Source organism: Bradyrhizobium ivorense, from assembly GCF_900696085.1.
Lineage (GTDB): Bacteria > Pseudomonadota > Alphaproteobacteria > Rhizobiales > Xanthobacteraceae > Bradyrhizobium > Bradyrhizobium ivorense.
The window spans coordinates 960,474-978,833 of record NZ_CAADFC020000004.1; the positions used below are offsets into that span (position 1 = coordinate 960,474).

The 18,360-nt window shown below is 62.4% G+C and carries 19 protein-coding genes; 11 read left to right on the forward strand and 8 right to left on the reverse strand.

Features of this window, described 5'->3' with window-relative positions:
- Positions 1 to 192: 192 nt before the first annotated feature.
- Complete coding sequence (locus tag CI41S_RS05235) at positions 193 to 924, reverse strand: protein-L-isoaspartate(D-aspartate) O-methyltransferase (RefSeq protein WP_139857706.1); 732 nt, start codon at positions 922 to 924, stop codon at positions 193 to 195.
- 322 nt (positions 925 to 1,246) lie between these two features.
- On the opposite strand from CI41S_RS05235, the gene CI41S_RS05240 reads away from it, so the two are divergent.
- Both CI41S_RS05240 and CI41S_RS05245 read left to right on the forward strand, forming a co-directional pair.
- Positions 1,247 to 2,089: an alpha/beta fold hydrolase gene (locus CI41S_RS05240; RefSeq protein ID WP_430649997.1), complete on the forward strand. Its 843-nt coding sequence runs from the start codon at positions 1,247 to 1,249 to the stop codon at positions 2,087 to 2,089.
- Between the two features lie 57 nt (positions 2,090 to 2,146).
- Positions 2,147 to 2,569 carry a carboxymuconolactone decarboxylase family protein gene (locus CI41S_RS05245; protein WP_139484483.1) on the forward strand — a complete coding sequence of 141 codons (423 nt, stop codon included), beginning with the start codon at positions 2,147 to 2,149 and terminating at the stop codon, positions 2,567 to 2,569.
- Positions 2,570 to 2,646: 77 nt separating this feature from the next.
- Here CI41S_RS05245 and CI41S_RS05250 read toward each other — a convergent pair whose 3' ends face one another.
- Positions 2,647 to 4,242 (reverse strand): ABC transporter substrate-binding protein, encoded by a 1,596-nt coding sequence (locus CI41S_RS05250; protein ID WP_139857707.1) that lies wholly within the window; start codon positions 4,240 to 4,242, stop codon positions 2,647 to 2,649.
- A 229-nt stretch (positions 4,243 to 4,471) separates the two neighbouring features.
- On the opposite strand from CI41S_RS05250, the gene CI41S_RS05255 reads away from it, so the two are divergent.
- The 3 genes from CI41S_RS05255 to CI41S_RS05265 all read left to right on the forward strand — a co-directional run bounded on the left by CI41S_RS05255 (position 4,472) and on the right by CI41S_RS05265 (position 6,608).
- Complete coding sequence (locus CI41S_RS05255; protein WP_139857708.1) at positions 4,472 to 4,924, forward strand: hypothetical protein; 453 nt, start codon at positions 4,472 to 4,474, stop codon at positions 4,922 to 4,924.
- Positions 4,925 to 5,073: 149 nt separating this feature from the next.
- Complete coding sequence (locus CI41S_RS05260) at positions 5,074 to 5,835, forward strand: proteasome-type protease (RefSeq protein WP_139857709.1); 762 nt, start codon at positions 5,074 to 5,076, stop codon at positions 5,833 to 5,835.
- 11 nt (positions 5,836 to 5,846) lie between these two features.
- The gene (locus tag CI41S_RS05265; RefSeq protein WP_139484479.1) at positions 5,847 to 6,608 is read left to right on the forward strand and encodes an SDR family oxidoreductase; all 762 of its coding nucleotides are present in this window, start codon (positions 5,847 to 5,849) and stop codon (positions 6,606 to 6,608) included.
- A 472-nt stretch (positions 6,609 to 7,080) separates the two neighbouring features.
- Here the strand turns inward: CI41S_RS05265 and CI41S_RS05270 are convergent, their stop codons facing one another.
- Positions 7,081 to 8,304, reverse strand: a complete 1,224-nt coding sequence (locus CI41S_RS05270) for an MFS transporter (protein WP_139484478.1) — start codon at positions 8,302 to 8,304, stop codon at positions 7,081 to 7,083.
- A gap of 214 nt (positions 8,305 to 8,518) precedes the next feature.
- On the opposite strand from CI41S_RS05270, the gene CI41S_RS05275 reads away from it, so the two are divergent.
- Positions 8,519 to 9,775 (forward strand): NupC/NupG family nucleoside CNT transporter, encoded by a 1,257-nt coding sequence (locus CI41S_RS05275; RefSeq protein WP_139857710.1) that lies wholly within the window; start codon positions 8,519 to 8,521, stop codon positions 9,773 to 9,775.
- 145 nt (positions 9,776 to 9,920) lie between these two features.
- Here the strand turns inward: CI41S_RS05275 and CI41S_RS05280 are convergent, their stop codons facing one another.
- From CI41S_RS05280 to CI41S_RS05295, 4 genes are all read right to left on the reverse strand, one after another.
- On the reverse strand, positions 9,921 to 11,324 hold the full coding sequence (locus CI41S_RS05280) for an alpha/beta hydrolase family protein (RefSeq protein WP_172627922.1): 1,404 nt from the start codon (positions 11,322 to 11,324) through the stop codon (positions 9,921 to 9,923).
- 107 nt (positions 11,325 to 11,431) lie between these two features.
- A complete protein-coding gene (locus tag CI41S_RS05285) occupies positions 11,432 to 12,487 on the reverse strand; it encodes a caspase family protein (RefSeq protein ID WP_139857712.1) in 1,056 nt (351 codons plus the stop codon).
- 162 nt (positions 12,488 to 12,649) lie between these two features.
- Complete coding sequence (locus tag CI41S_RS05290) at positions 12,650 to 13,201, reverse strand: cupin domain-containing protein (protein WP_139857713.1); 552 nt, start codon at positions 13,199 to 13,201, stop codon at positions 12,650 to 12,652.
- Between the two features lie 129 nt (positions 13,202 to 13,330).
- On the reverse strand, positions 13,331 to 13,621 hold the full coding sequence (locus tag CI41S_RS05295; RefSeq protein WP_139484723.1) for an usg protein: 291 nt from the start codon (positions 13,619 to 13,621) through the stop codon (positions 13,331 to 13,333).
- A 385-nt stretch (positions 13,622 to 14,006) separates the two neighbouring features.
- Between CI41S_RS05295 and groES the strand changes: the two genes are divergently transcribed.
- The 5 genes from groES (at position 14,007) to CI41S_RS05320 (ending at position 17,564) form a co-directional block, all read left to right on the forward strand.
- Positions 14,007 to 14,321, forward strand: coding sequence for a co-chaperone GroES (gene groES, locus CI41S_RS05300; RefSeq protein WP_139484722.1), 315 nt, complete (start codon positions 14,007 to 14,009; stop codon positions 14,319 to 14,321).
- Between the two features lie 48 nt (positions 14,322 to 14,369).
- On the forward strand, positions 14,370 to 16,010 hold the full coding sequence (groL, locus tag CI41S_RS05305; RefSeq protein ID WP_139484721.1) for a chaperonin GroEL: 1,641 nt from the start codon (positions 14,370 to 14,372) through the stop codon (positions 16,008 to 16,010).
- Positions 16,011 to 16,464: 454 nt separating this feature from the next.
- On the forward strand, positions 16,465 to 16,911 hold the full coding sequence (locus tag CI41S_RS05310) for a phasin family protein (protein ID WP_244626408.1): 447 nt from the start codon (positions 16,465 to 16,467) through the stop codon (positions 16,909 to 16,911).
- A 215-nt stretch (positions 16,912 to 17,126) separates the two neighbouring features.
- Positions 17,127 to 17,351: a hypothetical protein gene (locus CI41S_RS05315; RefSeq protein ID WP_139857715.1), complete on the forward strand. Its 225-nt coding sequence runs from the start codon at positions 17,127 to 17,129 to the stop codon at positions 17,349 to 17,351.
- A 21-nt stretch (positions 17,352 to 17,372) separates the two neighbouring features.
- Positions 17,373 to 17,564 carry a hypothetical protein gene (locus CI41S_RS05320; protein WP_139484718.1) on the forward strand — a complete coding sequence of 64 codons (192 nt, stop codon included), beginning with the start codon at positions 17,373 to 17,375 and terminating at the stop codon, positions 17,562 to 17,564.
- A gap of 16 nt (positions 17,565 to 17,580) precedes the next feature.
- Here the strand turns inward: CI41S_RS05320 and CI41S_RS05325 are convergent, their stop codons facing one another.
- Complete coding sequence (locus CI41S_RS05325; RefSeq protein WP_139857716.1) at positions 17,581 to 18,360, reverse strand: Crp/Fnr family transcriptional regulator; 780 nt, start codon at positions 18,358 to 18,360, stop codon at positions 17,581 to 17,583.

An 18,360-nucleotide genomic window follows, 5' to 3' on the forward strand; every position in this document is an offset into this window, starting at 1 on the left:
CGCTCGATGAGCCATGTTCATCAACACGATAAACGTTCTCGCACCCGGGACGTTCGGGGTATCCAGTCGGACTGCCTCAAGACTGTTTGGGAGCGCAGTTTTCAACGGCCGCCTCCTCATGCTGGCGGCCAGCCTACCGAGTCAAGTTTGAACGCCAACCTTCGTTTGAAGGGTGACCACGGTCGGCAACTGCTAATCATTTGAACGTGTGAAGGGTACGAAGCGCACGAGGGCGACCGCGCGCGTCGCCGTCTTGCCGGGGGCGATCTTCTCGACGACCGTGAGTTGCTGAGTGCTGTAACCGGCCCCTACCGGCATCACCAGCCGGCCACCCACTCTTAGCTGCTCGATCAGAGGCGGCGGCACCTCCCCGAGCGCTGCGGTCACGACGATGGCGTCAAAGGGACTGCATTCGGGCCAGCCATCATAGCCGTCGCCGAGCCTGACGCTCACATTGTCATACGCGAGCTTCTTGAGTGTTTTCGCGGCGCCTTCGGCCAATTGCGGGATGATTTCGATGGTGCAAACCTTTCGCGCCAACTGCGCAAGGATCGCGGCCTGGTAGCCCGAACCGGTACCGACTTCGAGCACGACATGATCGGGCGCGACCGCGGCCAACTGGGTCATCAAGGCCACGATGTAAGGTTGTGATATGGTCTGTCCGAGTCCGATCGGGACCGGCCCGTCCACGTATGCGATGGAACAAGATCGCTCGGCGATGAACAGGTGGCGTTTCGTTTGCTTCATGGCCTCAAGGACCCGCTCCGACAGGCCCTGCGGTCCCAAGGCACGGGCGTCGGACTGGGCATAGGCCCGGATGGTTTCGATCATGGCACCGCGCTCACGGACGCATTCCGCATCCTCTGCGGCCGCGTCCCGCGCGAAGGTAACCATGGAAAGCACGAACAGCAGCAGCGGCTTCATGACCGTGCGCTCTACGAGCGGTGCATCGTTCGCGCCGACCGATCACCGTTGAGCCAGATCGGTCGGGCGATCCTCCAGTGCGACTTCATACCACGATTGCATCGCGTCGGTAAGCTGGCTCCTCGCACGCATTGCCGCGAAACGGCGGGATCGGACGGAGCCCCGCTTCACTCCACGGACAGTAGATCGTTTCCTTCCTGCCCTCGTCCGGGATCACATTTTAGAGCGATCGCCTGGCACGCGCCCGGAATCCTTATCCCTCCACAATCGGCGGCCAAGCTGTGGACGCTGCACCACTGCGTCCGATTGAGGAGATTGAACCGTGGACCGACGTCTCTTTCTGGCAACTGCGCTGTTCGGCCTGGCGCGCATCCCGCACGCCATAGCTGCCGAGCGCTGGCAGATGCTGCCGGCGACGCCGCCGCCCATCGCAGGGCGCAGCGCACGCGCCGAGATCAACGGCATCAGCCTGTTCCATGTCGAGACCGGTGAAGGAAGCCCGGTGGTGTTTCTCCATGGCGGGCTGTCCAATTCCGACTATTTCGGCCTGCAGGTGCCGGAGGTGGCGCGCCGGCATCGCGTGATTTGCGTCGACAGCCGCGGCCATGGCCGCAGCACCCGCAACGCGCAGCCGTTCGGCTACGATCTGATGACGGACGACGTCGTCGCCCTGCTCGATCATCTGCAGATTCCGCGGGCCGCGATCGTCGGCTGGAGCGACGGTGCCATCATCGGGTTGGACATGGCGATGCGCCATCCCGATCGGGTCACCCGCGTGTTTGCGTTCGGCGCCAATACCCAGACGTCGGGCCTCAAGCCGGACATCGACAAGAACCCGACCTTCGCGCAATTCATCGCGCGGGCGAAGACCGAGTATGAGCGGCTCTCGCCGACGCCGGGCGAATATGACCAGTTCCTGCAGCAGATCGAGAAAATGTGGGAGACCCAGCCGAATTGGACCGACGAGCAGCTCCGCGCAATCCGCGCGCCGGTGCTGATCGCCGACGGCCAGTATGACGAGGGCATCAAGCGCGAGCATACCGAATACATGGCCGCGACCATTCCGGGCGCCGGCCTGCTGATCCTGCCCAATGCCAGCCACTTCGCCTTCCTGCAGGATCCCGTGCTGTTCAACGCGGCGCTGCTGGATTTTCTGGGCTCCTGATCGGAGCCTGAACTGCTATGATCGCCGTCGTTTCAAACCGGTGCAAAGAGAGAAGCCGTGGCAACAGTAAAACTGCTCTCCGATAACGAACTTTCCACGGAGGCGCGCGCCGTCTTCGACGATATCCGCAACACGCGCAAATCGGACTTCGTCAACAATTTCTGGCGCGCGCTGGCGCATGATCCGAAAACCTTGCGGCGAACCTGGGAGAGCATCAAGGAGGTGATGGCGCCGGGCGCGCTCGATCCGAAGGTCAAGGAGATGCTCTACGTCGCAGTCTCGGTGGCCCACGGCTGCAGCTACTGCATTCATTCCCACACCGCGGCCGCCCGCGCCAAGGGCATGACCGAGGCCGAGTATCACGAGCTGCTGGCGATCGTCGGCATGGCCGCTGAGACCAACCGGCTGGTCACCGCGCTCGGCGTGCCCGTGGACGACGCGTTCCTCGTCGATGCGCCGGCGGGACGTGGACAGGAGTAGATGCGTCGTAGGATGGGTGGAACCAACGGGTCAGCGCTACGCGCGGCCCCGTTGGCTCTACCCACCCTACGCATCTGTCATTTGTCGAGCCATACATCCTCGAAGCGCAGATTGTTGTACTGGCTGTTGTCGTGCGGATGGAAATTCCGCACATAGGGCTGCCAGCAATTGCCGGCCGATGAGTGCAGGATGATCGGCCGCGCCGCATCGTCGACCAGGATGCGCTCGATGTCGAACACGAGCTTCCTCCGCTTGTCCTTGTCGAGCTCGCGCGACTGCGCGGCAAGCAGTTTGTCGACGTCGGCGTTGCAATACTGGGTGTAGTTGCGCTCGGAGTTGCAGGAATAGTTTTCGACCAGGTTGCCGTCGGGATCGTCGACGCTGACGCCGGTGACGTTGAGGCCGATCGTATAATCCTTGCGCTGCAGCCGCGAGTACCAGCGCGGCGTGTCCAGAATATCCAGCTCGGCCACGATGTAGATCTTCTTGAGCTGGTCGGCGAGGATCACGGCCGGATCGCGGTAGGTCGGCAGATTGCGGGTCTGGATCTTGATCGACAGCGGCTTGGCGTCGCTGTAGCCGAGCTTCTGCATGATCGCCTGCGCTTCAGTGAGGCTCTTTTCGGTATCGGGGCTGTAGCCCATCAGCGTCGACAGCACCTCGGCCGGCATGCCCCACTCGCCTTCCGGCTTCGCCAGCATCGCGCCGCCGAGCCGCGCACTGCCCTCGAACAGGATGGTGTTGAAGGCCTTGCGGTCGAGCGCCAGCGACATCGCGTGGCGGATGTCCGGATTGTCGAACGGCGGATTGACCCGGTTGACCAGGAGATTGATCTGGGTGTTGGTCGCCGTCATCTCGCAGATCGCGCTCGGCGCCCGCGCCTTGACGTCCTTCATCAGGGGAACGCTGACGTCGGAGGGAAAGGTGATGTCGTAGTCGCCGGTCGAAAACGCCAGCATCCGCGTGGCGCGGCTGTCGATGCTCCGCACCGTGATCTCGTCGAGATACGGCCGGTCCTTCTTGAAGTAATCCGGGTTGCGCACCAGGCGAATGGAATCGCCGCGGCGGAACTCGACGAATTTGAACGGCCCGGTGCCGACCGGCTTGGTGCGCATCACCTGCTGCGGCACGTGGCAGGGATAGACCACCGAGAAAGCGCTGGCGAGCAGCGCCAGCAGGCCGGGCTGCGGCTCGGTCAGTTCGAAGGTCGCCTCATCGTCGCCTTTGATGCTGACGTCCTGCAGCTTCGTGTACCAGACCTTGCGCGGGTTGCGCTTGAAGTCCTGGGTCTCGGCCTTGCCGATCAGCATCCGCCACGTGCACTGCACGTCCTTGGCGGTGAACGGCTGGCCGTCGTGCCATTTCACGCCGTGACGGAGCTTGAAGGTCAGTTTGGTGCTGGTCGAATCCCACGACCAGCTCTCGGCGAGATCGGGGATCACGGTGTCGATGGATTCGTGCACCTTGGCCGGATCGAACACCACGAGATTGTTGAACACCGCCGCGAACGGCATCACCGAGGCGATGGTGGATTCCTCCAGCAGCGAGGTCGAGGGCGGATTGTCGTTGTGGTAGAGCCGCAGCGTACCGCCCTTCTTCTGCGCCGATGCGGGGCTGGCGGCCATTGCTGCGATGCCCAATGCCGCGACGCACGCAGCCAGTCTCAACCCCATTCTCGCCTCCCGGAATTTCTTGTTCTTGTCGCTTCCCGCAAGCAGTCGAGCATAAGGCAAAGCGCGTCGCAATCGGCGGCGCGTGAGTTCATTGCCGGATGCGCGCAACGCAGATCGTCAGGTGAAACCTGCCCGAGTGCCTGAATACCACGGGGTTCCGGATCACCCATGAACCTTGCCGACACCGGCGGCAACTAAAGGGCAATCGGACCTTTGACACATAGCTTCGATGACCGCCTCCATTGCACACAACCGCCGACTTGGAATCATCGGCAGCATTGTCGGCCTGCTGGCGCTGATGGCGGCCATTTTGCCGCAGTGGGTGATCCCCGTGGTCGCACCGCCGCCACCGGTCGATCAGGTCGTGGTCGATACCGGATCGCGCGTGAAGGACCGCCTCGTCGCCCGGCTGAAGGGCGTCGAGTACCAGGCGCCGCACCGCGAGCCATCGCTCGGCAGCCGCCTGCACGGCAACTTCTCGCTGGCCGCGATCACGCTCGGCCTGCTTGCGATCGCGTTCGCCGTATTCTCGGTGATCTTCCGCGAGGAGAAGCTCCTGGCCGGCGTGTCCGCCACGCTCGGCGTCTGCGCGATCGCCGTCGAGGTGTCGATGTTCCTGATCGGCATCCTGTTCGTGCTCGCGATCCTCTACATCGTGTCGAACATGCTCGACTGGTTCTGATCCCGCCCCGAAACGCGCGGCCGAGCCCCTGCCCCAAGGACCATTTCCCCATTCGCCGCCCCTCCCGCGCCAGGGAATTGGGGTTGGATGCGCCTCCGAAATTGGCTACTAGTTTGGCGCCGAAAACTCGGGCCGTTCGGGGACTGGAAATGACCTATTGCTGCGGAATTCTGGTGCGGGACGGGCTCGTCATGATCGCGGACACCCGCACCAATGCGGGGCTCGACAACGTCTCGACCTTCCGCAAGCTGCACATCTTCGAAAAGCCCGGCGATCGCATCATGGCGATTGCCAGCGCCGGGAATCTCGCGATCAGCCAGTCGGTGCTGTCGACCCTGACCGAGGGCATGCAGGACCCGAACAGCGGCGAGGTCGAGACGCTGATGAACGCGCCGACCATGTTCCAGGCGGCGCAGCGGATCGGCCGCGCCATCCGCGCCGTGCATGCCAACGAGGGCGATGCGCTGCGCGCCGAGGACATCTCCTTCGACGTCTCGTTCCTGTTCGGCGGCCAGATCAAGGGCTCGCGGATGCGCCTGTTCATGGTCTACACCGCCGGCAACTTCATCGAATGCACCATCGACACGCCCTACCTGCAGATCGGCGAGCACAAATACGGCAAGCCGGTGCTCGACCGCGCCATGCATTACGACGTCGAGCTCTATGAGGCGCTCAAGACCGGCCTGATCTCGATGGATTCGACGATGCGCTCCAATCTCGGGGTCGGGCTGCCGATCGACGTGCTGGTGGTCCGCACCGATGCCTGCGAGGCCGACCTCAACCACCGCATCGAGGCCGGCGAGCCCTATTTCCACGATCTGCGCTCGCGCTGGTCGGCGGCGCTGCGCGCGGCGCACCAGAACATCCCGCGGCCGCCCTACAAGAACGAAACCGAAGCAAAAACCAAGTAAGAGGAAACCAGATGTCTGAGGCCACCAACAAGATCGCGCTCGTCACCGGTGCCGGCACCGGCGTCGGACGCGCGGCATCGCTCGCCCTGATGAACGCAGGCTACACCGTCGTGCTCGCCGGGCGCCGCCTCGAGATGCTGGAGGAGACCGCCAAGCTCGGCCCCGCCGGCAAGAGCCTCTGCGTCACCGCCGACATGACCAGCCCGGCCGCGATCGCCGCGCTGTTCGACAAGGTGAAGGCGACCTATGGCCGGCTCGACGTGCTGTTCAACAATGCCGGCATGGGCGCGCCGCCGGTCAATTTCGAGGACCTGTCGCTCGAGCAGTGGCAGGCGGTGGTCAACACCAACCTCACCGCGCCGTTCCTGTGCACCCAGCACGCCTTCCGTATCATGAAGGACCAGACGCCGCGCGGCGGCCGCATCATCAACAACGGCTCGATCTCGGCGCATGCGCCGCGGCCGTTCTCGGCGGCCTACACCTCGACCAAGCACGCCATCACCGGCCTGACCAAGTCCTCCAATCTCGACGGCCGCATGTACGACATCGCGGTCGGCCAGGTCGACATCGGCAACGCCGCGACCCCGATGACCGACCGCATGGTCGCCGGCCCCGGCGTGCTGCAGCCGGACGGCACCACCAGGCACGAGCCGCGCATGGACGCCAAGGCGGTCGGCGACGCGGTCGCCTACATGGCCGGCCTGCCGCTCGACGCCAACGTGCTGTTCATGACGGTGATGGCCACCAAGATGCCGTTCGTCGGCCGCGGCTGATCTTCCTCCTTCTCCCCGCTCCCGTCCGCCGAAGCCTTGGCGAAGGCGGATGCGGGGAGAAGGTCGGGATGAGGGCCCGTCGCAGGGGCGAACCGCCAATATGGCGAAAACAACCCCATGCAAAGTAGCCGGCGGCCGGCGCTCGACATGGCGGCTTGACATGTCGGGCAAGTCAGGGGTAATCTTCCAATATTCCGAAATCATGCAAGCACCCCCGCCATGGGATGAGGGGGAGTCCGCCCTACAAGGTGAGAGCCGACTCGCGGAGAGTCCCCCTCACCCGGATTGCATCTGACGATGCAATCCGACCTCTCCCCGCATCCGCCTTCGCCAAGGCTTCGGCGGACGTGAGCGGGGCGAGGTGAACCAACAAGCACCGTCATTGCGAGCGCAGCGAAGCAATCCATCTGTCCCCGCGGGGGAAGGGTGGATTGCTTCGCTTCGCTCGCAATGACGGTGGCGAGAGCCCGCCCTACTCCAGCTTCTCCACGTTGCGCAGCGTCGGGAACAGCTTCATCCAGAGCAGCGCGATGGCGACGGTGGCGACGCCGCCGAGCACGGCTGACGGTACGGTGCCGAGCAGCGCCGCGGCGACGCCGCTTTCGAACTGGCCGAGCTGGTTGGAGGCGTTGATGAACAGGAAGTTCACCGCGCCGACGCGGCCGCGCATCGCGTCGGGGGTGGCGAGCTGCACCAGCGAGAAGCGGATCACGACGCTGATCGTATCGGCGGCGCCCAGCACCGCGAGCGCCAGCGCCGACAGCCACATCCACTGCGACAACGCGAACACCACCGTCGCCACACCGAACACGATCACCGCCTGGAACATGCGCATCCCGACCCGACGATTGATCGTGTGCCGCGCCAGCACCATCGTCATCAACAGCGCGCCGACCGCGGGCGCGGCGCGCAGGATGCCGAGGCCGAGCGGACCGGCCTGCAGGATATCGCGGGCATAGATCGGCAGCAGCGCGGTGACGCCGCCGAACAGCACCGCGAACAGATCGAGCGAGATGGTGCCGAGGATCGCCGGATTGCTGCGAACGAAGGTGACGCCGGCGAACAGATCGTCGGACGAACCGGAATCCTTCACCGGCGCCTGCTGCAGCCGGCCGATGCCGCCGGTCAGGGCCGCGCCGAGCAGCCAGAACACCAGCATCACGGCATAGGGCGCGCTCGGCATCAGCGCATAGGCGAAGCCGCCGAGCGCCGGACCGGTGATGGTCGCAACCTGTGCGGCGCCGCTCGAGATCGCGGTCGCCCGCTGCAGCGAGCCTTGTGGGGCGATCAGCGGCAGCAGCGCCGCGGTCGCCGGGCTCTCGAACGCGCCGGCGATCCCGAGCACGAAGGTCGCGACGAAGATCTGGATCTCGGAGATGGTGCCGGCAAAGGTGCTGGCCGCGAGGAACAGCGCGGTCAGCGCCTCCGCGAGCTGGCAGGCCTGCACCACGCGCTTGCGCTCAAAGCGGTCGGCGGCGTGGCCGGCGACGAACACCAAGAGCGCCGTCGGCAGGAATTGCACCAGTCCGACCATGCCGAGGTCGAAGGCGCTGCCGGTCAGCTCGTAGATCTGCCAGCCGATCGCGACCGCGCCGATCTGGCTGGAAAAGCGCGACAGGCTGCGCGACGACAAAAAGAACAGGAATGGCCTGTGGCCGAGCAGATCGCGGGCACCGGCCGGCGTGACGGAGGACATGAATGATTGCGTGGCCGACGGCCTGCAACTTGTCAATGCCGGTAATGCCAGGGCTGCATTCCGATAACATCGGAGCGGAGCTCTTGATTCTTGTTTTGGAGGCGTTCTTTTCACGCGAACCGGGCCCACTTCGCTTGAGAACGCTTCGATGCGCAACAGCATTGCGCCGTGCGGGACCCCTGCCATAATCCCGCGACGAGTCTTCGGGGGCGTGATGCTGCAATTACAATCGGCGTTCGGCGTGGTGGCGTTACTCGCGATCACCTGGGCGCTCAGTGAGAACCGCCGCGCGGTGTCGCTACGGCAGGCGGCGATCGGCCTCGCCGTCACCATCGTCACCGCGCTGGTGCTGCTCAAGGTGCCGCTGGTCGCCACGGCGTTTGGTGCGATCAACGACGCGGTCGGCACCATCGGCGCCGCGACGCGGGCCGGCACCGCCTTCGTGTTCGGCTATGTCGGCGGCGGAACGCTGCCGTTCGACCCCAAGGTGCCGGGCTCCGACTTCATACTCGCCTTCCAGGCGCTGCCGATCGTGCTGGTCATGAGCGTGCTGACGACGCTGCTGTTTTATTGGCGGGTGCTGCCGCCGGTGGTGCGCGGCATGGCCTGGCTGCTCGAGCGCACGCTCGGCGTCGGCGGCGCGGTCGGGCTGTCGACCGCCGCCAACATCTTCCTCGGCATGGTGGAAGCGCCGCTGTTCATCCGCCCCTATCTGGCGCAGCTCTCGCGCAGCGAATTGTTTCTGGTGATGACCGGCGGCATGGCCGGCATTGCCGGCACCGTGCTGGTGCTCTACGCCACGCTGCTGGCGCCGCTGATCCCGGATGCGGCGGCGCATTTCGTCATCGCCTCGGTGCTGGGCGCGCCGGCCGCGATCCTGGTCAGCCTGATCATGCTGCCGGAAACTTCCGACAAGCGCACCGGCGGATCGCTCGACGATCCCGAGGTGCAGGTCTCCTCGACGATGGATGCGATCGTCAAGGGCACCACGGCGGGGCTCGAGCTGCTGTTCAACATCGTCGCGCTGCTGTTGGTGCTGGTGGCGCTGGTCTATCTCGTCAACGCGATGCTGGGCCTGTTGCCCGAGATCGGCGGCGCAAAAATCTCGCTGCAGCGGCTGCTCGGCTACCTGATGGCGCCGGTGTGCTGGCTGATGGGCCTGCCCTGGCCGCAGGCGGTCACCGCGGGAAGCCTGATGGGCACCAAGACCGTGCTGAACGAGCTGATCGCCTATGTCGAGCTGTCGAAGCTCGGGCTAGACGCGCTCGATCCGCGTTCGCGGCTGATCATGCTCTACGCGATGTGCGGCTTTGCCAATTTCGCCAGCCTCGGCATCATGATCGGCGGCCTCGGCATCATGGCGCCCGAACGCCGCGACGAGATCAACGCGCTCGGGCTGAAGTCGATCGTCTCAGGGACGCTGACGACGTGTTTGATGGGCGCGATCGTGGGGATGCTGACGCAGCCGTAGCCCGGATGGAGCCAACGCCAACGGGTCGCGCGAACGCGCGCCCAATGACAGGCTCCGCGCAATCCGGGAATCTTGACGCGGATGCAAACGGCGGATTTCGCTTCGCTCCATTACCGCAACCTGAGCTATCCATTCGGTCGGGGAATCAGTCAACACGAAGCACCTCGAAGCGAAGACCTTGTCGGGTCTTCATGAAGTATCCTGCTCCCGCTCGATACCAATCGTCACATCGCGAAAATCCGTTCTTGAATTCTAAACAGGTGAACCCGTCGTAAACCCGATAAGTCCCCTCATTGACAACCTTATTGAAGGTGTAACGGTAGAGACCCCGAGAGCTGAAATATCCCTGCCCGCCATCCGACCACTTGACCGTCTTGCCCACGAGGAGTGCTTTCAGTTGATTGCGAGTTAAAGCTGTCTCCACTGACGACACGTTGATTGGCAAAACCTGACTCGCATTCTTTTCTGAAGAACTGGCCGCCGACGTAGACCGTTCGAGTTGGCGCAGATAAGCTTCCACCTTGTCGGACCAGAGCTGCGGAAAGTATACCAGGGAGTGACCGCTTTCGGTGCCCGGCACCTCAAATTGAAAGAATTCGCCCTTGCCCTTAGCCTGCTGGAATGCAGCAAAATTGCCGCGACTGTGGTCTAGTGTGTAGAATGGGTCATGATCCCCGTACAACCACAATGTTGATCGATCGAATGCCGCCCCCATTCGAAACAGAGTTCCGTTTATGGTTGCAGCGTTGCTGCAGGCTTGCCCCTGCCAACCGCCCACAAAGTTGAGCGCTCCAGCGACCTTTTCTGCATGCTTGCCTGCATACGCAATTGCTAGGACGCCGCCCCTGCTTTGGCCCCCGACAAGAATGGGTTTCGCGGCAACATCCGCGCGTCTGCGAAGTGCCTCCACGGCAGCGTCGATGTCAGCCAGGGCGCGATCGGCTCCAGGGAGCGACCGTTCTGAATCGCACGCATAACCTTGCGACCGATCCGCGGCGAAACCCTCGTCATAGAGGCCCCCAGATCTACCTCTACCTCTCCGTTGCGGAAAAGCGACCATCCAGCCGCGATCGACTAGAAACTTTGCAATTTCAGGACTCCACCACGATTGAGCGAATAATTGTCCATTCCTCCCGGTGCCGGTGGAGCCGTGATTGAAAATAGCGAGCGGGAAAGGACCTGACCCAGATGGTTTCGCGACTATTGCTTCTAGTCGGATCGCTTTGCCGTCTTCCACAAGATCGGTATCAAGAAATTCGGACCGCCCACCGGTCCAGGGAATGGTACTTCCGGCCTTTGTGAGATCAGCAAGGGTCGTCTTTGTCAGAGCGCCGCGGCTCACACCTTTCTTGAAACTTGCGATCAAGTTGCCGGATCCAAAGAACTGATATTCGGCAACCCCTGGTATCGTGAGAACAGAGCCCGAGACAGAAGCCTGAAGTCGACGCCAACCGCGTTTTATGTTTTCTGCCGGGTTGTCTCCGACTGAATAAATGACAGTTGCGTTGCCATCCGCCCGGATGCTTTCAACAACCAGAATGTGGTGCAATTTACCACCCCACGCCCCAACCCACGTGCCAGAAAAGCTCTCCTGCGTTCTTGAAGTGCTTTTTGGCGCGAGGACGTTTATTTCGCGCGGAAGCGGTACGTCGTCGATCAATATCTCGGTACCAGGACCGCCTGCGGGCCTTGTGCCACCCTGATCTCCGGAGTGGCTTCAGAAATTTGCGGTGCAAGCGCTAGTAGGCGATTCTTGGCCAACTCTGCGAATAACCCGTTGGGAAACTTGGCAAGGTAGGCGTTGAAATCCGCTGGGTTGCTGCTCGATTTGATTGAGTCCCAAAACATTCCTTCAAGATTGCTAGCGTTTTCAGCCACTGCGGGGGACGACGGCTCTGGCGCGAAATAGAGATCGCCTTCAAGAGATGAGTTGTACCAGGGCCGTTGCCTACCTTTCGTTTCTTCGACGACGTCCTTTGTCACTCGGGTCAAGATCGCTTTAACTTCTAGTCTTGGCGTTTCAATATGGCGGAGCAAAGCTGTGGTGAAGGGACTGTTTTTTGTCGCCCCATCGAGAGCAATCTGCCCAGGCGTCGTTGAATAGACCAGCAGAGTTCCACTCACGGGAGTATCGATGCGTGCCAAGCCGCGCGATACCAAATTGCGCGTGGTTGCGGAAAGACGTGACGCGAAGGGATTGTCACGACATGCATCAAGAACGAGGATCGACGCTTTCGCAACACCATCGGTTTGCTCAAGAATAGTGTTCAGTTCGACCGCCTCAAAGCGAAGGTCACGCTCACCGTTCAAGTTTACCGGTGCTGGCAGCAGCCAATTGCGTCCGCCTAATTCAAGGGCATGTCCGGAATAGTAAAACATGCTGATTTCGGCATTGAGAGACCTATTGCCGTAGCGCCGGACGGCTGCTTCGAGATCGGACCGCGTAGGATCCAACATTGTCTCCACATCAAAGCCCAGCCGCTTCAGCATCGCTGACACATCGTTCGCGTCGTTGAGCGTGTTAGCCAAACGAGGCGCGTGCAGGTAATTTGAAACTCCGACAACCAAAGCAATTCTCGCCCCGCCTGCATGCGCCGAGATGAGCGGTGCCAAAAGAAGAATTGTCGCAAGAAAGGCGGTTCGCAGCATTTGCAGCAAACTCCGGTGAAACTGGTTAAAGTACAGGCGACCGATTGGTTCGCAATCGGCCATCTCCAAATTTCAGCAGATACAGTCGGGCGTTAAAGTGCAGAAAGTTTCTGCTTAGACCCCAGAAGCTGACGTCTGCGCAATTATGAGTACTCACCCTAGAGTCGAATCTTGCGAAGCGGGATGGATGGCCGGGTCGAGCCCGGCCATGGCGGGCGCAGAAATCTACGCCTTCAACTCCACCGTCTTGAACTCTGCCGGCAAGATCACCTCGAGCAGTTCGACGTCGCCGGAGTAATCCAAAATCATGTGCCGGATGCGCGGCGGCTGGGTCCAGGCGCTGCCTTGCGTCATCAAGGTCTCGCCCTCGCCTTCCATGTAGGTCTTCACCCAGCCCTTGAGCACGTAGACCATCTGGAATTCGACGTCGTGGTAATGCAGCTTCGAGACTTCCTCGGGATTGCACGGTCCCTGCAGCCGGATCACGTGCGCCTGCGCCAGGCCGTGGGTGGCCGCGGCGATGCCGAGGTCGCGGTATTTTGCGTAGGCACGCAGGCCGTCGGCCTTGAAATCCTCTTCGCGGTGATGGCTGATCGCGATGCTCTGCTTCGGCCGGGCTTTCGCGGCAGCCTTCGCCGCCGTCTTCTTGGCGGTCGAGACGCGGCCCTTCGACTTGATGGTTTTGCGCGCGGACGATTTGGCGGTCGTGAGCCCGGTCCATTTCTTCCGGACCGCAGTCTTGGCCGCGGGCCTCGAGGTCACCTTTTGCTTGGCCATTGTTTACCTCCCGTCTTTTTGAAGCGGCGACGCTAGCACAGTTTTTCGCCGCGCAGGGTAGGCAAAGGCGCACGTGCGCCGTGCCCGAGCTCAAGACGGTGAGCCCCGCTACGGATCCCGAATTCAGCCTCAGTGCAGCCGGAATACGCCGTCGACGGCGCGCAGCTCGGCCGGCTTGATCAGCTTGGAATGCGCCACCGTGACCGAGAACAGCGGCCCTTCGAGCTTCTCCTGCCAGAAGGCGAGGAAATCGTGCAGCGCCGGAAATTTCGGGAACAGGTCGTAGTTCTGCCAGACGTAGGTCTGCAGCAGCGCCGGATGATCCGGCATCCGGTAAAGGATCTGCGCCGTCGTCAGACCGTATCCGAGCAGTTGCTTCCGGAAGTCCTCGGAAGCAACGCCACCAACCCGCGAGACCATGCCAAACCTCCTGTGACGGAGCGCATTCACATGGCGGCCGGCGCGCCGGACCACCGGCATGGATGCGCTCACATGAGAAATGTGACGCACGCGACTAACCCATCACAAGCCTAAATGTTTAACGGTTGGTTGAAATCTCTTGCATTGGCAGCAGCTTACCGCGTCTGCTAATAAGGCTTCTCAAGCCTTGGCGACCGGCGAGACGGCGTTAAGCATGCCGCAACGACCGCGGCTAAGTGCACCGCCCGGCCGCCAAATTTTCTGCTAGAGGCTCTTGCCCGCCGCCCGGCCTTGGCCTATCTCCTGCGCAGCAGTCTGGCACTCACCCGGCTGGACTGCTAACACTCAAAAATCTACAGCATCCGCAAATATTTAGGAGGACTGCATGAAATTCCGTCCGCTTCACGACCGCGTCGTGGTCAAGCGTATCGACGCCGAAGAGAAGACCGCTGGCGGCATCATCATTCCGGACACTGCCAAGGAAAAGCCCTCGCAGGGCGAAGTCATCGCCGTCGGCCCGGGTGGCCGCGATGAATCTGGCAAGCTGATCCCCATCGACGTCAAGGTCGGCGACCGCGTGCTGTTCGGCAAGTGGTCCGGCACCGAGGTCAAGATCGACGGCGAAGACCTGTTGATCATGAAGGAAAGCGACATCATGGGCGTGCTCGACGTCCCCGCTTCCAAGAAGAAGGCGGCCTAAGCGCCCGCTCTCCCTCCTCAAGATTAAACCTCTCAAGGAAAAATTCAGATGGCAGCCAAAGAAGTCAAATTCTCGGTCGATGCGCGCGACAAGATGCTGCGCGGCGTCGACATCCTCGCCAATGCGGTGAAGGTCACCCTCGGTCCGAAGGGCCGCAATGTGGTGCTCGAGAAGTCGTTCGGCGCTCCCCGCATCACCAAGGACGGCGTCACCGTCGCCAAGGAGATCGAGCTCGAGGACAAGTTCGAGAACATGGGCGCCCAGATGGTGCGCGAAGTCGCCTCCAAGTCCGCTGACGCGGCCGGCGACGGCACCACCACCGCCACCGTGCTGGCGGCCGCGATCGTCCGTGAAGGCGCCAAGTCGGTCGCCGCCGGCATGAACCCGATGGACCTGAAGCGCGGTATCGACCTGGCCGTGGAAGCCGTGGTCGCCGACCTCGTCAAGAACTCCAAGAAGGTCACCTCGAACGAGGAGATCGCCCAGGTCGGCACCATCTCGGCCAACGGCGACGCCGAGATCGGCAAGTTCCTCTCCGACGCCATGAAGAAGGTCGGCAACGAGGGCGTGATCACCGTCGAGGAAGCCAAGTCGCTCGAGACCGAGCTCGACGTCGTCGAGGGCATGCAGTTCGACCGCGGCTACATCTCGCCCTACTTCGTCACCAACGCCGACAAGATGCGCGTTGAGATGGACGATGCCTACATCCTCATCAACGAGAAGAAGCTCTCCTCGTTGAACGAGTTGCTGCCGCTGCTCGAGGCCGTGGTGCAGACCGGCAAGCCGCTGGTCATCGTCGCCGAGGACGTCGAAGGCGAGGCGCTGGCCACCCTGGTCGTCAACCGCCTGCGTGGCGGCCTGAAGGTCGCGGCCGTCAAGGCTCCGGGCTTCGGCGATCGCCGCAAGGCCATGCTGCAGGACATCGCGATCCTGACCGGCGGCCAGGCGATCTCGGAAGACCTCGGCATCAAGCTCGAGAACGTCACGCTGCAGATGCTCGGCCGTGCCAAGAAGGTGATGATCGACAAGGAGAACACCACGATCGTCAACGGCGCCGGCAAGAAGGCCGACATCGACGCCCGCGTTGCCCAGATCAAGGCGCAGATCGAGGAAACCACCTCGGACTACGACCGTGAGAAGCTGCAGGAGCGTCTCGCCAAGCTCGCGGGCGGCGTCGCGGTGATCCGCGTCGGCGGCGCGACCGAGGTCGAGGTGAAGGAGCGCAAGGATCGCGTTGATGACGCGATGCACGCGACCCGCGCGGCGGTCGAGGAAGGCATCGTCCCGGGCGGCGGCGTCGCCCTGCTCCGTGCCTCCGAGGCGCTCAAGGGTCTGCGCACCAAGAACGACGACCAGAAGACCGGCGTCGAGATCGTGCGCAAGGCGCTGTCGGCTCCGGCGCGCCAGATCGCGATCAACGCCGGTGAAGACGGCTCGGTGATCGTCGGCAAGATCCTGGAGAACAAGGCCTACACCTACGGCTTCGACTCCCAGTCCGGCGAATATGCCGATCTCGTCAAGAAGGGCATCATCGACCCGACCAAGGTCGTGCGCACCGCGATCCAGAACGCTGCCTCGGTTGCAGCGCTGCTGATCACCACGGAAGCGATGGTCGCCGAGCTGCCGAAGAAGGCCGCTGCCGGCCCCGCAATGCCTCCGGGCGGCGGCATGGGCGGCATGGACTTCTAAGGTCCGGCCAACTCAGGCAATCGAAGAAATGCAAAACCCCGGCAGCGATGCCGGGGTTTTTGTTTTGCTTGGTCATTGTGCCGAGGCCGTTATCGGAGCTGACGGTTACGTTGCAAGGTTCTGGGCCTGAGACCAGTGCCAGCGTCGCAGAAGCGATACGCCGTCCAACGCAGAGCTTTGCACAATCTAACGCTGAAGAAGCAGTCTCCTGCTGCTCAGGATATCCACGTTATGCACAGCACCCCGCAAATATACGTTGGTGTGAGTTGACACTTAAAAAAAAATTCTGCGCGAGAGTCGCAAATCGAACCGACAGTCCCGCTTTCCTCCCGCACAGTAGCCTCGGGACTGAAATCGAAGCTCACCCAAAATCTGAATTGAACACGGAGCGTCGGCTCTCGTGACGCAAGCGAGCGTTGCGAGGAACGCTTTCGCTTGCAAAGGAGACTGCGCCTTGAGTGAAAGCGAAATGAAAGACCCAGGGAACGGCACGAATGTTTTTGGAATGCCGTTGTTCGGCTTCCCGAAGATGGGCTTGCCCGGCGTTGTCGGCGATCTAGCCGATCAGGGTTTTGCCCGCGCGCGAACCGCCTGCCAACAGATGGCCGAGGCGTTGGACGAAACGTATTCTTGCAATGCGCGAGGCACGGCCGACTACGGGCTCAAGCTGATCGAAATCTCACACGCCAATGTCACCTCCGCGCTCGACTTCTACGCCGATCTCCTCGACAGCAAGTCAGCAACCGATGTGTTGACCTTGTCCACCGAGCAGGCCCGCAAGGCCTTCGCCATGGCATCCGAGCAGAACAAGGAATTGCGCGAACTCGGCCGGAAGCTCGCAACAGAAACCGGCGGGCAGATCAGGAACAACTTCGCCAGGGTTTTCGGCCACGCCGACTAAAAGGACGCTCAATTCACGTCGAGAACTCGTTTGAGGAGGGATCCGGCCGGTTGGATAAGCCTAGCAACGAGCATACAGCCCCCACTGCCCAATGCTCTGTCAAAGCCGCAGGTGCGGCGATGCCCCCCAACTAGTCGCACCGACAGCAGGCGTAATCCAACCGGCCGGAGTTTCTTTACTGCACAAGACAAAAAGCAATCGCGAGGGAGGCTCACATGGGCATGCTCATGGTCAAATGTCCGCAAACCGGACACGCAATTCCCACCGGCATCCGGACTGATCACGAGAGCTTTAGACGCAGCGCGGTGTTCTTCTCGCGCAGCCGCTGCCCATTCTGCCGCACTGATCACGCCTGGTTCGCGCGCGATGCCTGGGTTGACGAGCCGAGCATCCGCGCGCGACGCCGGCTCGTCGGCCTCGACCTCGGCACAGGTCATTGAGGAACGCGATGGAGGGACACCATGGCGCACACGCAGACTGCAACGGAAGCATCCATTTGGTTGCTGCAGGCCAAAGACTTTCTCGACGAAGCACGACGGCTGAGACCGGGGCCGGAGCGCGATGAGTTACGCCAGACGGCGAAGGTGCTGCGCGAGATCGCGAAGCTCGAGGCGGCATCCGGACCCGCACGGGAGCCTGATCGGAGAAGCTGATCGCGTTGCAGCGCGCTCACGCCACGTCGTCGGCTTCGATTTCCGAAATGCGCGGCTCGTCAGCTTGCGCCGCCGCGAGAGGCCGGGCGGTTTTGTCCGAGAAGATCTTCTCGACTTCGAGCCGCACGACGCGGTGGCATTCGCACGCCGCCGCGGATAGCCGCGGCCGGTCGATCTCGATCCGGCCACGTTGCTCGGACGTGATCGCGCCACGCATGCGCAGATTGCGCATCAACAGCGTCACCGTCGTTCGCCGCACACCGAGGATTTGCGAGAGCGCCTGCTGGGTCAGCGGGAGCACGTCGCTGTCGACACGATCGCGAAGCTGGAGCAGCCAACGCGCCATGCGGGCTTCAACCGGATGCAGCGCATTGCAGGCCGAACCGAGTTGGAACTGGATCAGCATCGCCCTGACGTGATTCTGGATCGCCTTCCGGATTGCGGGACTGCGGCCGACCGCCGCGTAAAATCGCGGCGCAGCAATCCGCGAGGCGGTGCCCGCTGCACGAACGACTGCTGTAACGCCCGATGGGGACGACCCGAGCACCGAAAGACTCCCCACGGCCCCTTCGCGCCCGACAACGCCAGTCGCAACCGTTTGCCCATCCGCCATGTCGATCATCAGCAGGATCGCCCCGCTATGGGGAAAGAAGACATAATCGATCTTGTCACCGGCTCGCGCCAGGATCTCATCCTGATTGATGTCCACCGTCTCCAGATCAGGTCTCAGCAGATCGAGATCCGCCGTCGGCAGTGTCGCGAGAAGGCGATTACCAGTTCCGCCGCAAAGACTCAC

What these genes read in the sequence shown, in the direction of transcription:
- CI41S_RS05235 (WP_139857706.1), bottom strand. Translation starts at nt 924, where the DNA reads ATGAAGCCGCTGCTGCTGTTCGTGCTTTCCATGGTTACCTTCGCGCGG.
- CI41S_RS05250 (WP_139857707.1), bottom strand. Translation starts at nt 4,242, where the DNA reads ATGGGGTTGAGACTGGCTGCGTGCGTCGCGGCATTGGGCATCGCAGCA.
- CI41S_RS05255 (WP_139857708.1), top strand. Translation starts at nt 4,472, where the DNA reads ATGACCGCCTCCATTGCACACAACCGCCGACTTGGAATCATCGGCAGC.
- CI41S_RS05260 (WP_139857709.1), top strand. Translation starts at nt 5,074, where the DNA reads ATGACCTATTGCTGCGGAATTCTGGTGCGGGACGGGCTCGTCATGATC.
- CI41S_RS05265 (WP_139484479.1), top strand. Translation starts at nt 5,847, where the DNA reads ATGTCTGAGGCCACCAACAAGATCGCGCTCGTCACCGGTGCCGGCACC.
- CI41S_RS05270 (WP_139484478.1), bottom strand. Translation starts at nt 8,304, where the DNA reads ATGTCCTCCGTCACGCCGGCCGGTGCCCGCGATCTGCTCGGCCACAGG.
- CI41S_RS05275 (WP_139857710.1), top strand. Translation starts at nt 8,519, where the DNA reads ATGCTGCAATTACAATCGGCGTTCGGCGTGGTGGCGTTACTCGCGATC.
- CI41S_RS05285 (WP_139857712.1), bottom strand. Translation starts at nt 12,487, where the DNA reads ATGGCCGATTGCGAACCAATCGGTCGCCTGTACTTTAACCAGTTTCAC.
- CI41S_RS05290 (WP_139857713.1), bottom strand. Translation starts at nt 13,201, where the DNA reads ATGGCCAAGCAAAAGGTGACCTCGAGGCCCGCGGCCAAGACTGCGGTC.
- CI41S_RS05295 (WP_139484723.1), bottom strand. Translation starts at nt 13,621, where the DNA reads ATGGTCTCGCGGGTTGGTGGCGTTGCTTCCGAGGACTTCCGGAAGCAA.
- groES (WP_139484722.1), top strand. Translation starts at nt 14,007, where the DNA reads ATGAAATTCCGTCCGCTTCACGACCGCGTCGTGGTCAAGCGTATCGAC.
- groL (WP_139484721.1), top strand. Translation starts at nt 14,370, where the DNA reads ATGGCAGCCAAAGAAGTCAAATTCTCGGTCGATGCGCGCGACAAGATG.
- CI41S_RS05315 (WP_139857715.1), top strand. Translation starts at nt 17,127, where the DNA reads ATGGGCATGCTCATGGTCAAATGTCCGCAAACCGGACACGCAATTCCC.
- CI41S_RS05320 (WP_139484718.1), top strand. Translation starts at nt 17,373, where the DNA reads ATGGCGCACACGCAGACTGCAACGGAAGCATCCATTTGGTTGCTGCAG.